Annotated in this window: 16 protein-coding genes; 13 read left to right on the forward strand and 3 right to left on the reverse strand. The window is 60.8% G+C overall.

Annotation, left to right across the window (positions count from 1 at the left end; translation table 11 throughout):
- Positions 1-4 precede the first annotated feature (4 nt).
- From aceF to ACIY1O_RS00955, 8 genes are all read left to right on the forward strand, one after another.
- On the forward strand, positions 5-1,723 hold the full coding sequence (gene aceF / locus ACIY1O_RS00920) for a dihydrolipoyllysine-residue acetyltransferase (RefSeq protein WP_397473180.1): 1,719 nt from the start codon (positions 5-7) through the stop codon (positions 1,721-1,723).
- A gap of 9 nt (positions 1,724-1,732) precedes the next feature.
- Positions 1,733-3,643 carry a dihydrolipoyl dehydrogenase gene (gene lpdA / locus ACIY1O_RS00925; protein WP_397473181.1) on the forward strand — a complete coding sequence of 637 codons (1,911 nt, stop codon included), beginning with the start codon at positions 1,733-1,735 and terminating at the stop codon, positions 3,641-3,643.
- 140 nt (positions 3,644-3,783) lie between these two features.
- Positions 3,784-5,085, forward strand: coding sequence for a bifunctional tetrahydrofolate synthase/dihydrofolate synthase (folC, locus tag ACIY1O_RS00930; RefSeq protein ID WP_397473252.1), 1,302 nt, complete (start codon positions 3,784-3,786; stop codon positions 5,083-5,085).
- A gap of 51 nt (positions 5,086-5,136) precedes the next feature.
- Positions 5,137-5,943 (forward strand): SPOR domain-containing protein, encoded by an 807-nt coding sequence (locus tag ACIY1O_RS00935; RefSeq protein ID WP_397473182.1) that lies wholly within the window; start codon positions 5,137-5,139, stop codon positions 5,941-5,943.
- Positions 5,940-6,428: a CvpA family protein gene (locus ACIY1O_RS00940; RefSeq protein WP_397473183.1), complete on the forward strand. Its 489-nt coding sequence runs from the start codon at positions 5,940-5,942 to the stop codon at positions 6,426-6,428. Before ACIY1O_RS00935 ends, ACIY1O_RS00940 begins: the two co-directional genes overlap by 4 nt.
- 34 nt (positions 6,429-6,462) lie before the next feature.
- Positions 6,463-7,950: an amidophosphoribosyltransferase gene (gene purF / locus ACIY1O_RS00945; RefSeq protein ID WP_397473184.1), complete on the forward strand. Its 1,488-nt coding sequence runs from the start codon at positions 6,463-6,465 to the stop codon at positions 7,948-7,950.
- A gap of 136 nt (positions 7,951-8,086) precedes the next feature.
- Positions 8,087-9,220, forward strand: a complete 1,134-nt coding sequence (locus ACIY1O_RS00950; RefSeq protein ID WP_397473185.1) for an FAD-dependent monooxygenase — start codon at positions 8,087-8,089, stop codon at positions 9,218-9,220.
- Positions 9,220-10,110, forward strand: coding sequence for an IclR family transcriptional regulator (locus tag ACIY1O_RS00955; RefSeq protein ID WP_397473186.1), 891 nt, complete (start codon positions 9,220-9,222; stop codon positions 10,108-10,110). Before ACIY1O_RS00950 ends, ACIY1O_RS00955 begins: the two co-directional genes overlap by 1 nt.
- Here the strand turns inward: ACIY1O_RS00955 and ACIY1O_RS00960 are convergent.
- The 3 genes from ACIY1O_RS00960 to ACIY1O_RS00970 form a co-directional block, all read right to left on the reverse strand.
- Entirely contained in the window at positions 10,087-10,884 is a 798-nt protein-coding gene (locus ACIY1O_RS00960) for an IclR family transcriptional regulator (RefSeq protein WP_397473187.1), read from the reverse strand. The two genes, ACIY1O_RS00955 and ACIY1O_RS00960, sit on opposite strands and share 24 nt — an antisense overlap.
- Positions 10,885-11,128: 244 nt before the next feature.
- The gene (locus ACIY1O_RS00965; RefSeq protein WP_397473188.1) at positions 11,129-12,145 is read right to left on the reverse strand and encodes a Rieske 2Fe-2S domain-containing protein; all 1,017 of its coding nucleotides are present in this window, start codon (positions 12,143-12,145) and stop codon (positions 11,129-11,131) included.
- 19 nt (positions 12,146-12,164) lie between these two features.
- Positions 12,165-12,389 carry a recombinase-like helix-turn-helix domain-containing protein gene (locus ACIY1O_RS00970; RefSeq protein WP_397473189.1) on the reverse strand — a complete coding sequence of 75 codons (225 nt, stop codon included), beginning with the start codon at positions 12,387-12,389 and terminating at the stop codon, positions 12,165-12,167.
- Positions 12,390-12,693: 304 nt separating this feature from the next.
- Here ACIY1O_RS00970 and ACIY1O_RS00975 point away from each other — a divergent pair, with 304 nt between their 5' ends.
- The 5 genes from ACIY1O_RS00975 (at position 12,694) to ACIY1O_RS00995 (ending at position 16,778) form a co-directional block, all read left to right on the forward strand.
- Positions 12,694-13,482, forward strand: a complete 789-nt coding sequence (locus tag ACIY1O_RS00975) for an ABC transporter ATP-binding protein (protein WP_397473190.1) — start codon at positions 12,694-12,696, stop codon at positions 13,480-13,482.
- Positions 13,483-13,566: 84 nt separating this feature from the next.
- Positions 13,567-14,553, forward strand: coding sequence for an ABC transporter substrate-binding protein (locus tag ACIY1O_RS00980; RefSeq protein WP_397473191.1), 987 nt, complete (start codon positions 13,567-13,569; stop codon positions 14,551-14,553).
- Positions 14,550-15,437, forward strand: a complete 888-nt coding sequence (locus ACIY1O_RS00985; RefSeq protein WP_397473192.1) for an ABC transporter permease — start codon at positions 14,550-14,552, stop codon at positions 15,435-15,437. The genes ACIY1O_RS00980 and ACIY1O_RS00985 overlap by 4 nt, the downstream gene beginning before the upstream one ends.
- Before the next feature lie 11 nt (positions 15,438-15,448).
- Positions 15,449-16,228 (forward strand): SDR family oxidoreductase, encoded by a 780-nt coding sequence (locus tag ACIY1O_RS00990; RefSeq protein WP_397473193.1) that lies wholly within the window; start codon positions 15,449-15,451, stop codon positions 16,226-16,228.
- Between the two features lie 16 nt (positions 16,229-16,244).
- The gene (locus tag ACIY1O_RS00995) at positions 16,245-16,778 is read left to right on the forward strand and encodes a cupin domain-containing protein (RefSeq protein WP_397473194.1); all 534 of its coding nucleotides are present in this window, start codon (positions 16,245-16,247) and stop codon (positions 16,776-16,778) included.
- The last annotated feature ends 16 nt before the right edge of the window (positions 16,779-16,794 follow it).

Genomic DNA, 16,794 nt, shown 5'->3' on the forward strand with positions numbered 1-16,794 from the left:
CGCAATGAGCCATCTAGAGATCAAGATACCGGACATCGGCGATGTCTCCGAGGTCGACGTCATTGAGGTGCTGGTCGCCGAGGGCGATACGGTGCAAGCTGAGCAAAGCCTGATCACGGTCGAATCCGACAAGGCCTCGATGGAAATACCGTCGCCGGCCGCCGGCACGATAAAGTCGGTCAAGGTCAGTGTGGGCGACAAAGTGCGCGAGGGGTCGGTCATACTCGAGCTTGAAGAGGCCGAGGTCGGCCAGGCGGCCGGCACAGAGCCGCCCAAAGCCGCCGATGCGCCGCCGGCCAAGAGCGAAAGCGCTGAATCACCGGCCTCAAGCCAGGCCGCAGCCGCCAAGCCCGCAGCGTCGGGCAGTTCCGGAGGCGGCAAACCGGTTTCGGTGGTGGTGCCCGATATCGGCGATTTCAAAGACGTCGAGGTCATCGAAGTATTGGTTGCCGAGGGCGACACCGTTGAAGCCGAGCAAAGCCTGATCACCGTCGAATCCGACAAGGCCTCGATGGAAATCCCATCGTCTCATGCGGGCGTGGTCAAGCGGGTAGGGGTCAAGGTGGGCGATAAAGTGGCGCAAGGCGCCGAGATTCTGGTGCTCGAGCCCACATCAGGGCAGGACGAAGCGCCTGCCGCCGCACCGGCCGAGGCAAAGCAGGCCGAAGCAGAACAAACCAAAGCACAGCAGCCGGAAGAACAGCCCGAAACACGTTCCGCCCCTGTGGTAGAGGGCGAAGCAGGAGCCATGGCGTCCAAGCCTGTAGAGCGCAGCTCGCCCACCCAGGCCTACGTGCAAGACACGCCGCTTAATAAATTGCCTTATGCCTCGCCCTCGGTGCGCAAGTTTGCGCGCGAGCTTGGCGTCGATCTTACGCGAGTCAAGGGCAGCGCCGACAAGGGCCGTATCACGTTCGATGATGTGCGCGATTTCGTCAAGCAGTCTCTGTCTTCGGGAAGCCCTCAGGGGGCCGCGCCGGCGGGTGGCGGGCTGTCGGTCATCGATTGGCCCAAGGTCGATTTTTCGAAGTTTGGTCCCATCGAAGCCAAGCCGCTTTCGCGCATCAAGAAAATTTCAGGCGCAAACCTGCATCGCAATTGGGTAATGATTCCGCACGTTACCAATAACGACCAGGCCGACATTACCGAACTTGAGGCCTTGCGTGTTGCGCTCAACAAAGAAAACCAGAAAGCCGGCATCAAGGTCACGATGCTGGCTTTCCTGATCAAGGCCGTAGTGGCGGCGCTCAAGAAATTCCCCGAATTCAATGCTTCACTGGATGGCGACGATCTGGTCTATAAGCAGTACTACCATATCGGCTTTGCTGCCGATACGCCCAACGGGCTGGTGGTGCCGGTGATACGCGACGCCGATAAAAAGGGTGTGTTGGAACTTGCCACCGAGACGTCCGAGCTTGCCGCCAAGGCACGCGACGGCAAGCTTTCGCCCGCACAGATGCAGGGAGGGTGCTTCTCTATTTCTTCGTTGGGCGGTATAGGCGGCACCTCTTTCACCCCCATTATCAACGCCCCTGAAGTGGCAATTTTGGGTGTCTCGCGGTCCAGCCACACGCCGGTGTGGGATGGCCAGGCCTTTCAGCCTCGCCTGATGCTGCCGCTGTCTTTGTCGTACGACCATCGTGTCATCGATGGCGCTGCAGCGGCTCGCTTCAACGCCTATTTGGCCTCCTTGCTGGCCGATTTTCGCCGCATTGCACTATAAGGGTCGCTCATGAGCACGACAGAACTCAAAGTGCCGGATATCGGCGATATCGACAAGGTTGACGTCATCGAGGTGCTGGTGGCCGTTGGCGATAGCATTGAGGCCGAACAAAGCCTGGTCACCCTCGAGTCCGACAAAGCCTCCATGGAGATTCCAGCCGAGCACGGCGGCGTGGTGGCCGAAGTGCTGGTCAAAGTGGGCGATAAAGTCGCCCAGGGCGATACGCTGGTGCGAATCGAAGCGAAGGCTGAGGCCGCGGCTTCTGACTCTTCCGGCGCCGACAAGGCGGTTGCGGCGTCTAGCGACGATGCCTCGAGCTCTGCGCAAGCCGAGCCTGACAGCGCGGCGCAATCGGGAGGTGCAGGCGAAACAAGCCAGGACGACTCAAGCCCGGACGACTCAAGCCGGGACAAATCAAGCCGGGACGACTCAAGCCGGGACGAAGCGGCGCCGCCGGCCGAGCGCGCGGCGCCGGCGCCACAGGCCGCCGCCTATTCGGGTTCGGCAGACGAAGAGTATGACGTGGTGGTGTTGGGTGCCGGGCCCGGCGGCTATTCCGCTGCTTTTCGCGCCGCCGATCTCGGACTGAAGGTAGCCCTGGTAGAGCGCTATTCAACCTTGGGCGGGGTTTGCCTTAACGTGGGCTGCATTCCATCCAAGGCCCTGCTGCATACTGTAGGGGTGGCCGAAGCGGCGCAATCGCTGGCCAAGCACGGCATATCCTTTGGCGCACCCTCTATCGACCTTGACGCGCTGCGTGCGTATAAGGATGGTGTCATCGGCAAGCTTACGGGCGGCCTGGCAGGCATGGCCAAGATGCGCAAGGTGTCGGTGCTTACCGGGGTAGGGCGCTTCGTCGACTCGCATCATATCTCGGTGCAGGCCGAGGGCAGTGCGGCGAGCACAGTCAAGTTCGGCTCGGCCATCATCGCGGCCGGCAGCCAGTCGGTGAAGCTGCCTTTCCTGCCCGAGGACAAGCGCATCGTCGACTCTACCGGTGCGCTTGAACTGGCATCCATCCCGCAGAAAATGCTGATTATCGGCGGCGGCATCATCGGCCTTGAAATGGGCACGGTCTACTCGGCGCTGGGTTCGCGTCTCGACGTCGTCGAGATGCAAGGCGGGCTGATGCTGGGCGCTGACCGCGACTTGGTCAAGGTCTGGCACAAGATGAACGACAAACGTTTTGATCGCATCATGCTCGACACAAAGACCGTGTCGGCCGAAGCGAAGGACGACGGCATCTGGGTTACGTTCGAAGGCGCCAATGCACCGTCCGAGCCGCAGCGCTACGATCTTGTCTTGCAGGCGGTGGGGCGCACCCCCAATGGCAGGAATATCGACGCCGACAAGGCCGGGATTCAGGTTACCGATCGCGGCTTCATTGATGTCGACTCGCAAATGTGCACGAATGTGCGGCATATTTTCGCCATCGGCGACATCGTGGGCCAGCCCATGCTTGCCCATAAGGCGGTACATGAAGGGCATGTTGCAGCCGAAGCCGCAGCCGGGCAGAAAAGCCATTTCGATGCGCGTGTGATTCCATCGGTGGCCTACACCGATCCCGAACTGGCCTGGGTGGGCCTTACCGAGGAAGAGGCGAAAGCCCAGGGCATCAAGGTCGAAAAAGGGCTGTTCCCATGGGCGGCCTCGGGGCGCGCCATCGCCAACGGCCGCGACGAAGGTTTTACCAAGCTGCTCTTCGATGCTGAAACGCATCGCATCGTCGGAGGTGGTATCGTAGGAACCCATGCCGGCGACCTGATCGGTGAAGTTGCCCTGGCCATCGAGATGAACGCCGACGCGGTGGATATCGGCAAGACCATCCATCCCCATCCCACGTTGGGCGAATCCATCGGTATGGCTGCCGAGGCCTTCGAGGGCGTATGTACCGATTTGCCGCCCGTGCGGCGCAAGTAAAAGCGCTTCACGCGCTGTAGCTTCACGGCCGGCGTCCGCAGTATGCTGTCTGGTTTGCATGCCGGACAACAAGCATGCTGGACGCCGGCTTTTTGCCGTCTTGTTCCGTCAAGACTTTGTTCCACCTCATTGTTTTAATCATGGCTTCCTCATACTTTGGCGACCGCAGCAGCCTGGACCAATGGCTCGCGCATCTTGAAACCCTGCATCCCAAGGCGATTGACATGGGCTTGGACCGTATACGCGCAGTCGCCCAGCGTCTTGATTTCAAGCTGCCGTACGTCAAGATCGTGGTGGCAGGCACCAATGGCAAGGGTTCCACGTGTGCCATGCTTGAGGCCATTTTGCTGTCGGCCGGATATCGGGTGGGGCTGTACACCTCGCCGCACTTGGTGCATTTCAACGAGCGCATCCGCGTCAATGGCGACGCAGCCGGCGATGAGCAGATTATCGAGCAGTTCGAACGCATCGAAGCTGCACGGGGCGAGATCAGCCTTAGCTATTTCGAATTTGCAACGCTGGCGGCGCTGCTGGTGTTCGACGCCGGCCGGCTCGACGTGGTCGTACTCGAGGTTGGCCTGGGCGGGCGCCTTGATGCCGTGAACATCGTCGATGCCGATTGCTCGGTCGTTACCAGCATTGATATTGACCATACCGAATGGCTGGGCGATACGCGCGAAAAAATCGGACTGGAAAAAGCACATGTATTCCGCCCGGGGCGCCCGGCAATTTGTGCCGACCCGGTGCCGCCCGAGTCGGTGGCGCAGTATGCGCAACAGATAGGCGCCGACTTATGGCGCTTCGGCCAAGATTTCAACTACTCGGGTGACCGACAGCAATGGGCTTACGGCGGCCGGGAGCAGCGGCGCACCGGCATGGCTTACCCCGCTTTGCGCGGCGCCAACCAGCTTATCAACGCCAGCGCGGCGCTGGCTGCGCTTGAGGCGTTGCGAGACAAGCTGGTGGTTCCGCAGCAGGCGGTAAGGCTGGGCTTGCTGCAGGTATCACTGCCCGGACGCATGCAGATCTTGCCCGGCAAGCCGGCCATCGTGCTGGACGTGGCCCACAATCCCCATGCCACGGCGGCATTGGCGCAAAACCTTACCGGCATGGCTTATTACCCCTATACTCATGCGGTGGTAGGGCTCTTGAAGGACAAAGACGCCAAGACGATGCTGGCCAAACTGGCGCCCAAAGTAGATCATTGGTACTGCGCTTCGCTTGACGGGCCGCGTGGCGCGACGGGCGAGGAAATCGCCCAAATCGTACGCCAGGTGTTGCCGGCGAACCCTATCGAGCCAATAACCGTGACAAGTTTTGACAATCCGGTTCAGGCCTTTGAAAAGGCGCAAGAGCAAGCCTCGGAGGATGATAGAATCCTTGTGTTCGGCTCGTTCTCGACGGTTGGGCCCATACTTCAGAAACTCGGGCGCACGGTCTAATCATGTTGCCGTGGCCGCTGTGCGGCGACCGCGGCCAAGGGTTTTTATCAAATGGGATTGTTCTCTCGCAAAGAGGCTGATTCAAGTAAAGATCGCGCTTCCAGCTCGAAGCGCCGTTCGGCATCGCCAAGCGTAGCTTATGCCGACGACTTGCGCGGTCGGGCGCGGCGCCGCCTCATTGGCGCATTGGCGCTGGTTGTCGCGGCCGTTATCGTGGTGCCCGAGTTAATCACGTCGGAATCCGACCAGCCGGTTGAAACGCCGATCGTGGTGCCGGCCATCCCGCCCATTCCAGAGCCTTCCATAGCTGTCAACGAACCGCTTTCAGAGGGCCAAGCCGGGGTCGACGATCAATTCAATGTCGAAACCCCCGCACTGCCATTGCCCGAGCCCGTTGCCCCCGACGATGGTCCCGTCCAGGCTTCCGGCGATACCGATCAGTCGGCGGCGCCAACCAAGCCCGAAGCCAAGCCCGAACCCGCGCCGAAACCCGAGCCCGATTCCAAACCCGCGTCTCCTCCCGAGACCAAAAGCGCGGCGGCCGATCGCACTGATGATGGTTCGGTCGCCATTGCCCTGCTAGAGGGACGCCAGCCCGACAGTCCGCCGGCTGCCGCCACCCGGGGTAATTTTGTGGTGCAGATTGCGGCGTATTCTTCTCGCCAGGATGCCGAAGCGCGCCGAAACAGCCTTGTGTCGGCGGGTGTCACCAATGCTTATGTGGAATCCGCCAATCCCGACGGTAAAACCACTTATCGCTTGCGGGTGGGGCCTTTCTCGACACGCGAGGCCGCGCAGGCGGCCCAGACCCGTCTGCGCTCGCTTGACTACACCACCAGTTTCATCGCCACCCAGTGACAAGCTTCGACTACATCGTGCTGGCCATTGTGGGGGCGTCCGCGCTCCTGGGCCTGCTGCGAGGTTTCGTCAAAGAATTGCTCTCCCTGGTGGCTTACGCGGCGGCATTCGTGGCCGCCATCTGGTGGGGTCCAAGGGTATCCACCTGGCTTGCGGTTTTCATCGAGAACGATCTGCTACGTACCGCCGCCGCCTATGCGGCGGTATTCATTGTGGTGCTGCTTCTGGTCGGGCTGCTCAACGTTACGCTTGGCGCGCTTATCGATAAGACCGGCCTTACGCCCGCAGACCACGGCATGGGCGCCATCTTCGGTTTTCTACGGGGCTTGCTGATCGTGCTGGTGCTGGTGGCGCTGGCCGGCTATACCGAGCTGCCACAAGAGCCGTGGTGGCGTGACGCGCGTCTGTCTGGTGCAGCCGAGCAGGGCATCCAGCAAATCAAGCGAATACTGCCGCCTTCACTTGCCTCTTGGCTACCTTACTGATTGTTTAAACAAGGCTTTAACTAGGAAGCTAAAAATGTGTGGAATCGTTGGGGTTGCCGGGCATAGTCCCGTCAACCAGGTCATTTACGATAGTTTGCTGCTATTGCAGCATCGAGGCCAGGACGCAGCAGGCATAGCCACTGAACATGACCTTCTTTTCAGCATGTACAAGGCGCATGGCTTGGTGCGCGACGTGTTTCGCACCCGCAATATGCGCACGTTGGGAGGCAACAGCGGGTTGGGCCAGGTGCGCTACCCCACAGCGGGTTCCAGTGACAGCGTCGATGAGGCGCAACCCTTCTATGTGAATGCGCCATTCGGAATCACCTTCGTCCATAACGGCAACCTGACCAACTGGCGCGAGCTGCGCGAAGAACTCTTCCGCATCGATCGGCGCCACATCAATACCAATTCCGATTCCGAAGTCTTGCTCAACATTTTTGCGCATGAGCTTCAGCAAGCGGCCAACGGTGTGTCGCTGGATGAGAACGCCGTGTTCGAGACGGTCGAGGCTGTGCACAAGCGCGCTCGCGGAGCTTACGCGGTCATCGCACAGATATCCGGCTTCGGCATGGTGGCGTTTCGCGATCCGCATGGAATACGGCCGTTATGTCTGGGAAAGCTCGAGTCCGAGCAGGGAACAGATTGGATGGTGGCGTCAGAGTCGGTGGCGCTGACCGGCTGCGGGTACTCGTTCGTGCGCGATATCGAGCCTGGCGAGGCCGTGCTGATCGATGTCGAAGGCAAGGTTTCCAGCAGGCAATGCGCACAATCGACCAGCTTTACTCCCTGTGTATTCGAATACGTTTATTTCGCCCGGCCTGATTCCCTGATGGATGGGGTATCGATATATTCCGCGCGCCTTAACATGGGCGAGTATCTGGCAAACAACGTGGCCAAGTCGCTGCGGCTGGGCGATATCGACGTAGTCATGCCCATACCCGATTCCTCGCGCCCCTCGGCCATGCAACTGGCAGCGCATCTGGGCCTGAACTACCGCGAGGGCTTCATCAAGAACCGTTACGTGGGGCGCACGTTCATCATGCCCGGGCAAGCCGTGCGCAAGAGGTCGGTGCGGCAAAAGCTCAGCGCCATTGATATGGAGTTTCGCGGCAAGAACGTCTTGCTGGTCGACGATTCCATCGTGCGTGGCACTACAAGCCGGCAGATCGTGGACATGGCGCGCGAGGCAGGAGCCAACAAGGTGTATTTTGCTTCGGCCGCGCCGCCGGTGCGGTTTCCGAACGTGTATGGCATTGACATGCCGACCCAAACCGAACTAATTGCCACGGGACGCAGCACTGAGCAAATTGCGCAAGAAATCGGAGCGGACGGGTTGGTGTATCAGCGGCTCGAAGATCTTGAGCAGTCAATACGTGATCTGAATCCCGATATGCACCGGTTTGAGTCGTCCTGCTTCAACGGCGAGTATGTGACCGGGGATATCGATGCCGAGTATTTGGCAAGATTAAGCCAGGCACGCGGAAGTGTTTTGTCCGGCGCCGGCTCTGACGAAAACTAGCAACGAATTCACGATGTAGGAAGATATCTCGAATATTGCTTTACCCTGCTTCATTTGTTATGTTCAAATATAAACATAACGTTTATAATTGAACATAGCACTTGTAAGACAATAGACAAACCAAGGGAATAGGGCAATGAACACTCCTCTTATTGGCATTTGTGGCGGTGGCATAGGCGGCTTGGCCGCGGCGATCGCCTTGCGCAAGCTCGGGCAGCGTGTTGTGGTTTTCGAGCAGGCGCCGCAGTTTGCGCGTGTCGGCGCAGACATCAACCTCACCCCCAACGCCGTGCGGGCGCTGGATGGCCTGGGTGTGGGCGAGGCCTTGCGTGATACTGCGGCGCGGCCGGCGTTTCGTATCAGTCGCGATGGCTATACCGGCGAAGAGACCTCGCGGTTGGCGATGTCCAGCGCAGCGGAAGAAAAATACGGCGCGCCGCAGCTTACGATGCATCGCGCCGATCTGTTGACCGCGCTTGAGCGCGCCGTGCCTGCCGAATCCATCAAGCTGGGCAAGAAGGCGGTGCGTATTGACCAGGCCGACGGCCGGGTGAATGTGGATTTCGCCGACGGCAGCAGTGAAACGGTTGATGCGCTAATTGGAGCCGACGGCATTCATTCAGTGGTACGAACCGCCATGCTGGGGCCCGAGCAGCCGCAGTTCACCGGGGTGGTTGCGTATCGCGCGGTCGTGCCGGCAGAACGGCTTCAGGGCTGTGTCGATCTTGATTGCTTCACTAAATGGTGGGGCAATCAGCCAGAGGTTCAGATTGTTTCGTTTCCGCTTAACCAAGGCAAAGACATCTTCATCTTTGCCACCACGCCGCAGCCCGAATGGACGCTCGAGTCCTGGACCGCACCCGGAGACGTCGCCGAGTTGCAAGATATCTATGCCGATTTTCACATTGACGCGCGTGCACGGCTCAATGCCTGCACCGAGGTGCTGAAATCGGCCTTATATATTCGCGACCCGTTGCCGCGCTGGCACGAAGGCAACCTGGTATTGATGGGCGACGCCGCACATCCCATGATGCCTTTCATGGCCCAGGGCGCCGGTCAAGCTGTCGAAGATGCAATAGTATTGGCGCGCTGCATCGCCGAGCCTGCATTCCAGTCGCTGCAGCAAGCCTGGACGGCTTACCAGGATGCCCGCCTTGAGCGCACCAGCCGCATCCAGATCGCTTCCCGTGGCAATACCTGGCTTAAAGAGGGTGGCAACGCCGACTGGGTGTACGATTACGACGCCTGGAACGCACCGATAAAGCCGTAATGCCCAACGCAAAAACTCCTTCACAACCCACCGACGCCGATCCTTCCGCAGCCGAACACGATGCTTCGAAGGGCTTGGTGAGCCCGGTCATCCGGGGCATGCGCTTGTTGCGATATATCGCTGAAGGCGGCAACACCACCAACCTTAGCGAGGTGGGCCGGTCGATCGACGTCAATCGGGTTACCGTGATGCGCCTGCTGGCCACCTTGGAGCACGAGGGCCTGATCGAGCGCCTGCCCCAGGGGGGGCATCGCGTCGGCATGGGTTTGTTGACGCTGTCGGCTTCGGCCTTGGGCTCGGTGGGCCAACTGGATGCGGGGCGGCGCGCGGTCGAGCAGCTTTCCGGCGACTTGGCGGTATCGGCGTACATGGTGGTTCTTGAAGGGTATTACGTCGTTTATGTGCACCGGGAAATGCCCGAGGGCGGCTTGGTCAGCCATATCCGTGTCGGCAGCAGGGTGCCGGCGTTCCTGACGGCGCCGGGACGGGCCATGCTGGCCATGCTGCCCGGCGATGAGCTCAAGCGCCTTTGGGCGGCCTGGCAAGAAGAGTCGTCCCCAGGCGGGGGCGGCCACGAGGATGGCGGCAGGGTCGCCGCCCAGGCCCCGGGGGCCGCCGGCGGCAACCCCGATGCGCGGATGAATTTTGCTGGCTTCGCCGGCCAGCTCGAAGAGGACGGGCGCCGCGGATGCGCCTGGAGTTTTTCGGGCTACGAGGCGGGCATCAATGCTTGCGCGGCGGCGGTCAGTGGGCCGGGCGGCCGGCCCACTGCTGCGCTAAGCGTCGTGGCGCCGCAGCCCTTGTTCGATGCCGACCCGTGGTTGCAAGAGCGTATGCAGCACAGCGTATTGCGGGCGGCCCGCGAGTTAACCCGCGTGGCGGGAGGCTGAAGCGCCGCCCAGGCATTCAGATAGGTGGGCGGCGGCGGCCACGACATTGTCCACCAAGGCTTGCCGCTGTGTCTGGGGGATTTTTCCTTCGGGCACGGTGACGCCCAGCGCCGCCGCCACCAGGCCGTCTTGGCTGAACACCGGCGCGGCGACGGTGGAGATATTGGGCTCGAAAAAACCTTCGGCGATGATGTGGCCGCGTTTTTTGTCTTCTTGCAAAAAACCGTACAGCGCCTCGAGCGTGGGCGGCGTATTGGGCCCGTAGGGCCGTAGCGAATCTTCGGGGTAGAGCGCGCGCAGCGCCTCGAAACCGTGGTGGCTGAGCAGGACGCGGCCCAACACGGTGGCGTGGGCGGGAAGCCGGGTGCCAATGTGCACCGAACTGGTGAATATGGAGCCGGCCGCGGCTTTTTGCACGTAGACGATGTCGCGGCCGTCGCGCACGACCAGGTTCGCCGAATAGTCCAGTTCATCGCGAAGCCGCTCGAGGATGGGGCCGCCCAGTTCGGTAAGCGTGAGCGAGGCCAGGTATTCGAACCCCAGCTTGAGCACGGCCGTGCCCAATTGGTATTCGCGGCCGTTGACGGCCCGTTCGACGAAGCCGAGCGATTCGAGGGTGACCAGCAAGCGAAATATCGTGGTGCGCGGCACGTCGAGGCGGCGCGCAAGCTCGGGAGCGGTCAATACGGGGCTTTCGCGCGTGAACTCGCTTAGTATCCTCAAGCCTCTTTCGAGGCCGGGCACTGAGTATTTGGCGGAGTCTTTGCTGGACATGAACAGACCTTTATTCAATGCCGACACGCGAGCCTGTCGAGATTGCAAAAGGGCGGCAGGCTGCCTGCGCCGGGTCTCGACAGACCTTGGGTGTGCGGCCTGGACATACAGGCCCGGATGATACTGCATTGGCCGGCGGCGTCATAGTCGAGCCGCCGGAACGCATGCGTTCAAGGATGCGGCGGCCCCGGGCGCCGAAGGGCGGCACGCCACCGCCCGCCGGGCGGGCGTCTGGTTGTGCGTGTCAGTTGTTGCCGGTGAGCTGCTCTATGGCAAGCTGGCGCATCATGCGGCGCAAGCGGGTTACCGCGACGTCGTGCTGGTACAGGTGCTCGCGCTTGTTGGCGTCGAGTTCCATGACTTCGAGGATGACGCGATCTTGCTCGACCACATCCCAATGACGGGCTTCGAGGCGGTTCTTGTACAGAAAGCGCCACGAGTCGCGCTGCCATCCCGACACCTTGCGGTTGCGCCAGAAGAACACAGCCGCCTTGTTGTCGTACATGGGCGTGGCAAAGGCCGCAATGCCGAAGCTGCCGCCGGGGCCGCCGCTTTTGGGGTAGGGGATGTCCAGGCGTACCCAGTGTATGCCGGTGTCGGCGAACTCGGTCCAGTCGAAGTTGACGTCGCGCTGCTCGGCTTTTTCGAATGAGAAACCGTGCTCGGTGTCCTTGAGTTCGAACTTGGCCGCACGGGCTCCGGCCGCCATGCTGTGCGACTGCTTGTGCAAGAAGGTGCCGTGCATGGGGTCCATGACGTTGTCCAGCACATAGCGGTAGTCGCAATCCCACTCGAGATAGCACAGGAATTTTTCGTACTCGTCGGAGCTTAGCTCTTCGGGCAGCGTCAGCGGCGGCGGCTGGTCGACATTGCGCGGAGAGTTATACAGAAAGAGGGCGCCGTGGGCGTCCTGGACGTGAAACGACAGCGTCGGGCGCGAGCCTTCGAGCTTGCAGCCGGGGTTTCCGGGAACCGAGATGACGGTGCCGTTACAGCTTACCTCTACGCCGTGGTAGCCGCAGGCGATGCGGTTGCCCAGTGGAACGCCGGCCGAAAGCGGTGCGCCGCGATGGGGGCAATGGTCTTCGAGGGCGTAGGGCGTGCCGTCGGTGTCGCGCCACAGCACGATCTTGTGGCCGAGGCGGCGCAGGGACACCGGGGTTTGGCCCACGAAGGAAGAGGGGCAGATGGCGTACCAGCGGTTTTGTATGCCGTTGGCCAGGACTTTTTCTAATTCGACGTCGGTGGGGTTTGTGGTCATGGTGGCTTTCCTTGAGGGTTCAGTCGTCGCCCAGGCGCTTGAGTTCGGCAGCGAGCATGTCGGCCGTCCAGAGATGGGATGGCGCTTGGGGCTGGGGACCGTGGTCGTTCAGGTAGACGACCAAGCCTTCGAGCTCGTCTATGTCGGAGCTGTAAGCGCGTTCCAGCGAATCGCCCAGCAGATTTTCGTAAGCGGTGGGTTCCCGCTTGCGGGCCTGATGGGGTACCAGATAAAGATTGGACATTTCTATTGACCTCCGTTTTCTATACGTTCTGCGATGCTTTGGCGTACCCTTATGAAACCACAACTTGTTCCATATATTAAACAGCGTTTTATTAATTAAAAGTTTATGGCTACAGCTACCCGTCGAACTATTGGTAGAAACCCTGTATTTCGCTCCATAAATCAAATAATAAAGGGAAATCCCTAATACAACATGAGTGGGGACGGAATTAAAGTTTGTTTAACAAACAAAACGCTAGTTCATATATAAAACAGATGGGGCTTGGCACGATGCCCCGTCACCCATAACCAAGGAGCGGTTCCTCATGGTTGAAATCGAATTCAGAAACGTCGGCAAATCCTTCCCCGATCCCAAGACCGGCGAACTGCGCGCCGCCGTCACCGATATTTCGCTGTCCATCGCCAAGGGCGAGGTCGTGTCCATCATCGGCCCGTCGGGTTGTGGCAAAAGCACCTTGCTCAATATGGGTTCCGGCCTGTATTCCCCCACCTCGGGCGAAGTCTATCTGGCGGGCAAGCGGGTCACCAAGCCCGTGCGCGAAGTGGCCTTCATGCTGCAAAAAGATCTGCTCATGCAATGGCGCACCATCGAAGACAACGTGGCGCTGGGGCTTGAGATCGCGGGCGTGTCAAAGGCGGAGCGGCTCAAAATCTCTCACGAGCTGCTGCGCAAATGCCATCTCAAGGGCTACGAAAAAAACTACCCTCATCAGCTGTCGGGCGGCATGCGCCAGCGCGCGGCGTTGGCGCGCACGCTGGCGGTCGATCCGCAGGTGATGCTGCTTGATGAGCCTTTTTCGGCGCTCGACGCCCAGACCAAAATGATCCTCCAGCAAGATCTGGCCCAGACGCTGGCCGAAAACGGCAAAACCGCCCTGTTCATCACCCACGACCTGGTCGAGGCCATCGCCTTGTCCGACCGGCTGCTGGTCATGAGCGAAAGGCCGGGCTCCATCATCGAAGAAATCACCGTCGATCTGCCGTTGCGCGACAACCCGCTGCAGCGACGCAAGCTTCCCGAGATCGGTCCCCTGCAGGGGCGACTGATGGATCTACTGAAAATCGGCAAGGAAGAAGACGCCGCAGTGCATTGATTCCAACCCGTATGCGCGAAGTACCGTCGTACCAGCCTCACGGCAATTCCACCACATAAAAAACACCAGACTCAGGAGAACATAATGAAGAAACTACTTATCGCCGCCATGCTCGGAGCATGTGTCTCGATGGCTGCGGCCCCCGCCCTGGCGGCCGACAAGCTAGAAGAAATCACCTACTTGCTGCCGGCCCCCAAAAACCTGCCCGCTTTTGCGCCCTGGCTCATCGCCGAGCAACAAGGCTACTTCGAAGACGAGGGCCTGAAGGTTCAGTTCGTTACCGGCAAGGGCGGGGTCGACGTGGCCAAGCAGGTTGGCGCGGGCAACGCTCCCATTGGCGGCGCCATCGGCGATACGCCCATCATCGTTCGCGCCAACGGCATCCCCGTCAAGGCTGTCGCCCTGATGGGCGCGGGCGGGCTGACCCTGATCGCCTCGCATGAAGACAAGCCCATCGACGAGCCCGAGCAGCTCAAGGGCAAGACCATCACCACCATGGCCTACACCGACACCACCTATTATTCGTTGCTGGGCACCATGCAAAAGGTTGGCCTGACGCGCGACGACGCCGAGATCCAGGCCGCGGGCCCCGCCGGCGTATGGCAGTTGTTCGCCTCGAACAAGGCCGATGTCATGGCCGCCGTGCCCGACTGGGTCGCCACCGTGCGCCAAAACGGGGGCAAGGTACACCTGATGGATCCGGCCAAGGGCTTCAACAGCATGGCCCAGGCCATGATCGCCTCGGACGATCTCATCAAGAACAACCCCGAGCTCATCCAGCGCATCGTGCGCGCCACGCTCAAGGGCATGGTGCTGATCATGAAAGACCCCGAAGCGGCGCTCGAGGCCTATATAGAAGCCGTTCCCGCGCACAAGGGCCGCGAGGACGAAATGCGCGAGGTTTTCCGCCTGTACAACAAATATGTGTACGCCGGCCAGGAAGTGCCGGGCAAGATGGACCCAGAACGACTGGCGTCCGTGCAAGATTTCTACGTGGCGCAGGGCATTGTAAGCAAGGCTGCTCCGCTTGATGACCTGTACACGAATCAATTCATCGAGGATACGCAATGAGTTCGGATTCGAACACGCTAACCGCCAGCGTGTCGGCCGGGGCTTCGGCCCCGGCCGGCCAGACCCGAGAAAATGCATCGCCGACCGGCGCCGGAGGGTTCAAATTGTCTAAACGCCATACAGTGACCGCCGGGGGCAGCATCAGCGTCCTGATCATCTTCCTGGCCGCCTGGCAATGGCTGCCGGGCTGGCTGGGCATGCCCGAGTTCATTCTGCCCAAGTTCACCACCGTCATGCAAGAGTCGGTGCATATGTGGCAAACGGGCAACTTTCTCGAGCATTTTGGCTATACCGCGCTCGAAGTCGTGCTGGGTTTCATACTGGGCGCCTTGCTGGGCCTGTTCGTCGGTGTGGTGCTGGGCCTGTCGCCCACCACCGAATCAGTGTTCTCGCCCTATATCCTGGCCTTGCAGATCGCGCCCAAGGTGGCTTTCGCGCCCCTGTTCGTGATGTGGCTGGGCTATACCATCTATCCCAAGATTCTGGTGGCGCTGCTGATCGTCTTCTTCCCGATCATGGTCAATGTGCTGTCGGCCATCCGCACCGTCGACCCCGACATGGTCAATCTGGTGCGCACGCTAAATGCCAGCCGTTGGCAGATCTTTCGCCTGGTCGAGTTTCCCTCGGCCTTGCCCTCGCTGTTTTCGGGCCTGCGCATCGGCGCCACCCTGGCCGTAATCGGCGTAACAGTGGGTGAACTGGTCGGCGGCAACAAGGGCCTGGGCTTCCTGCTGGTCGACGCCGAAGGGCAGGGCAACACCGCCGGCGTGTTCGTGGCCATCATCGGCCTGACCGTCATCGGGATCGTGGCATATGCCGCCGTGGTGTGGTTCGAACGGCGTTGCCTGCACTACATCCCCAAAGCCTCGGTCACAACAGTCTAAGGCGGGAAAGCATGAGCAATACCCGAAGTCCCGAAACACAAGGCCTGCTGCGCGGAAGAAAGGTGCTGGTAACCGGCGCGGCGCGCGGGCTGGGCCTCGAGTTCGCCCGCAGCATCGTCCAGGGCGGCGGCTCGGTCGTACTGGCCGACATCCTGGCCGAGCAGGCCGAGCAGGCCGCGCGCCAATTGCGCGAGCAGGGCCACGAGGCGCATGCGGTCGCGCTCGACCTGAACGACCCCGCCGCCATCGAGCGCTGTGCGACCGTTGCGGCCGAGGCGCTTGGCGGCCTGGACGGCCTGGTCAACAACGCCGCCATGACGCATTCAGGCGGCAAGAATCTAGAGCAGATCGACGTCGATGTCTGGGACGACGTGATGCGCATCAATGTGCGCGGCACCTGGCTTATGTCGCGGGCCTGCCTGCCCGCCCTGCGAAAATCGCAAGACGCAAGCATCGTCAACCTGGCCTCCGACACGCCGATGTGGGGCGCTCCCAACCTGCTGGCCTATGTCGCCAGCAAGGGCGCCATCATGTCCATGACCCGCTCGATGGCGCGTGAACTGGGCGCCGACGGCGTTACCGTCAATGCGGTCGCGCCGGGCCTGACCCTGGTCGAAGCCACCGCGTACGTTCCGCGCGAGCGCCACGATCTTTACGAAAACCAGCGCGCGCTGCAACGCGCGCAGTTGCCCGACGACGTCAGCGGCGCCGTCGTGTTTTTATTGTCCGGTCTGTCGCGATTCGTGACCGGCCAAGTGTTGGCCGTCAATGGCGGCTTTGTCATGCATTGATATAAAGGTGATAGCTATGAGCGAACAAGCAGTGGCCGAACAAAAGCGAAGCTGGGATCAAGCCGAAGGCGAAAGCTTTGAAAAGTGGATGGAAGGCCGCATCGCGCGTTATTCCACTCGCCAGTACGACTGGGACGCCCTGAAATTCCAGGCCGATTTCGATCCCAAATATCGTCGCGCCCAGATGCGCTACATCGGAACCGGCGCCACCGGCGTCTCCAGCGACAACAACACGGTGCCTTCCGAGCATTTCACGTTCTCGACGATGGTGATTCCCGGGCGCGGCGAAGCGCCCATGCATATCCACTACGATGTCGAAGAGGTGTTCTTTCTGATTCGCGGCAAGCTTATGCTTTTCCTCGAAAAAGACGGCGAGCGCTACGAAACCGTCATGACCGAGCGCGACCTGGTGTCGATTCCGCCCGGCGTGTATCGGGGCTCGACCAACCTTACCGACGAAGACGCGATCATGTGTGTGATGCTGGGCGCCAAGAAGCCCGAAATCCCAACATATCCGCCCGAGCATCCTTTGGCCAAGATCAAGCGTTAAGACATGGCCGGCGGCA

The organism is Pusillimonas sp., from assembly GCF_044464525.1.
GTDB lineage: Bacteria > Pseudomonadota > Gammaproteobacteria > Burkholderiales > Burkholderiaceae_B > Pusillimonas.

Bases quoted from the DNA above. Each gene is read 5' to 3' on its own strand.
- aceF (WP_397473180.1), top strand. From the start codon at position 5: ATGAGCCATCTAGAGATCAAGATACCGGACATCGGCGATGTCTCCGAG.
- lpdA (WP_397473181.1), top strand. From the start codon at position 1,733: ATGAGCACGACAGAACTCAAAGTGCCGGATATCGGCGATATCGACAAG.
- folC (WP_397473252.1), top strand. From the start codon at position 3,784: ATGGCTTCCTCATACTTTGGCGACCGCAGCAGCCTGGACCAATGGCTC.
- ACIY1O_RS00935 (WP_397473182.1), top strand. From the start codon at position 5,137: ATGGGATTGTTCTCTCGCAAAGAGGCTGATTCAAGTAAAGATCGCGCT.
- purF (WP_397473184.1), top strand. From the start codon at position 6,463: ATGTGTGGAATCGTTGGGGTTGCCGGGCATAGTCCCGTCAACCAGGTC.
- ACIY1O_RS00950 (WP_397473185.1), top strand. From the start codon at position 8,087: ATGAACACTCCTCTTATTGGCATTTGTGGCGGTGGCATAGGCGGCTTG.
- ACIY1O_RS00955 (WP_397473186.1), top strand. From the start codon at position 9,220: ATGCCCAACGCAAAAACTCCTTCACAACCCACCGACGCCGATCCTTCC.
- ACIY1O_RS00960 (WP_397473187.1), bottom strand. From the start codon at position 10,884: ATGTCCAGCAAAGACTCCGCCAAATACTCAGTGCCCGGCCTCGAAAGA.
- ACIY1O_RS00965 (WP_397473188.1), bottom strand. From the start codon at position 12,145: ATGACCACAAACCCCACCGACGTCGAATTAGAAAAAGTCCTGGCCAAC.
- ACIY1O_RS00970 (WP_397473189.1), bottom strand. From the start codon at position 12,389: ATGTCCAATCTTTATCTGGTACCCCATCAGGCCCGCAAGCGGGAACCC.
- ACIY1O_RS00975 (WP_397473190.1), top strand. From the start codon at position 12,694: ATGGTTGAAATCGAATTCAGAAACGTCGGCAAATCCTTCCCCGATCCC.
- ACIY1O_RS00980 (WP_397473191.1), top strand. From the start codon at position 13,567: ATGAAGAAACTACTTATCGCCGCCATGCTCGGAGCATGTGTCTCGATG.
- ACIY1O_RS00985 (WP_397473192.1), top strand. From the start codon at position 14,550: ATGAGTTCGGATTCGAACACGCTAACCGCCAGCGTGTCGGCCGGGGCT.
- ACIY1O_RS00990 (WP_397473193.1), top strand. From the start codon at position 15,449: ATGAGCAATACCCGAAGTCCCGAAACACAAGGCCTGCTGCGCGGAAGA.
- ACIY1O_RS00995 (WP_397473194.1), top strand. From the start codon at position 16,245: ATGAGCGAACAAGCAGTGGCCGAACAAAAGCGAAGCTGGGATCAAGCC.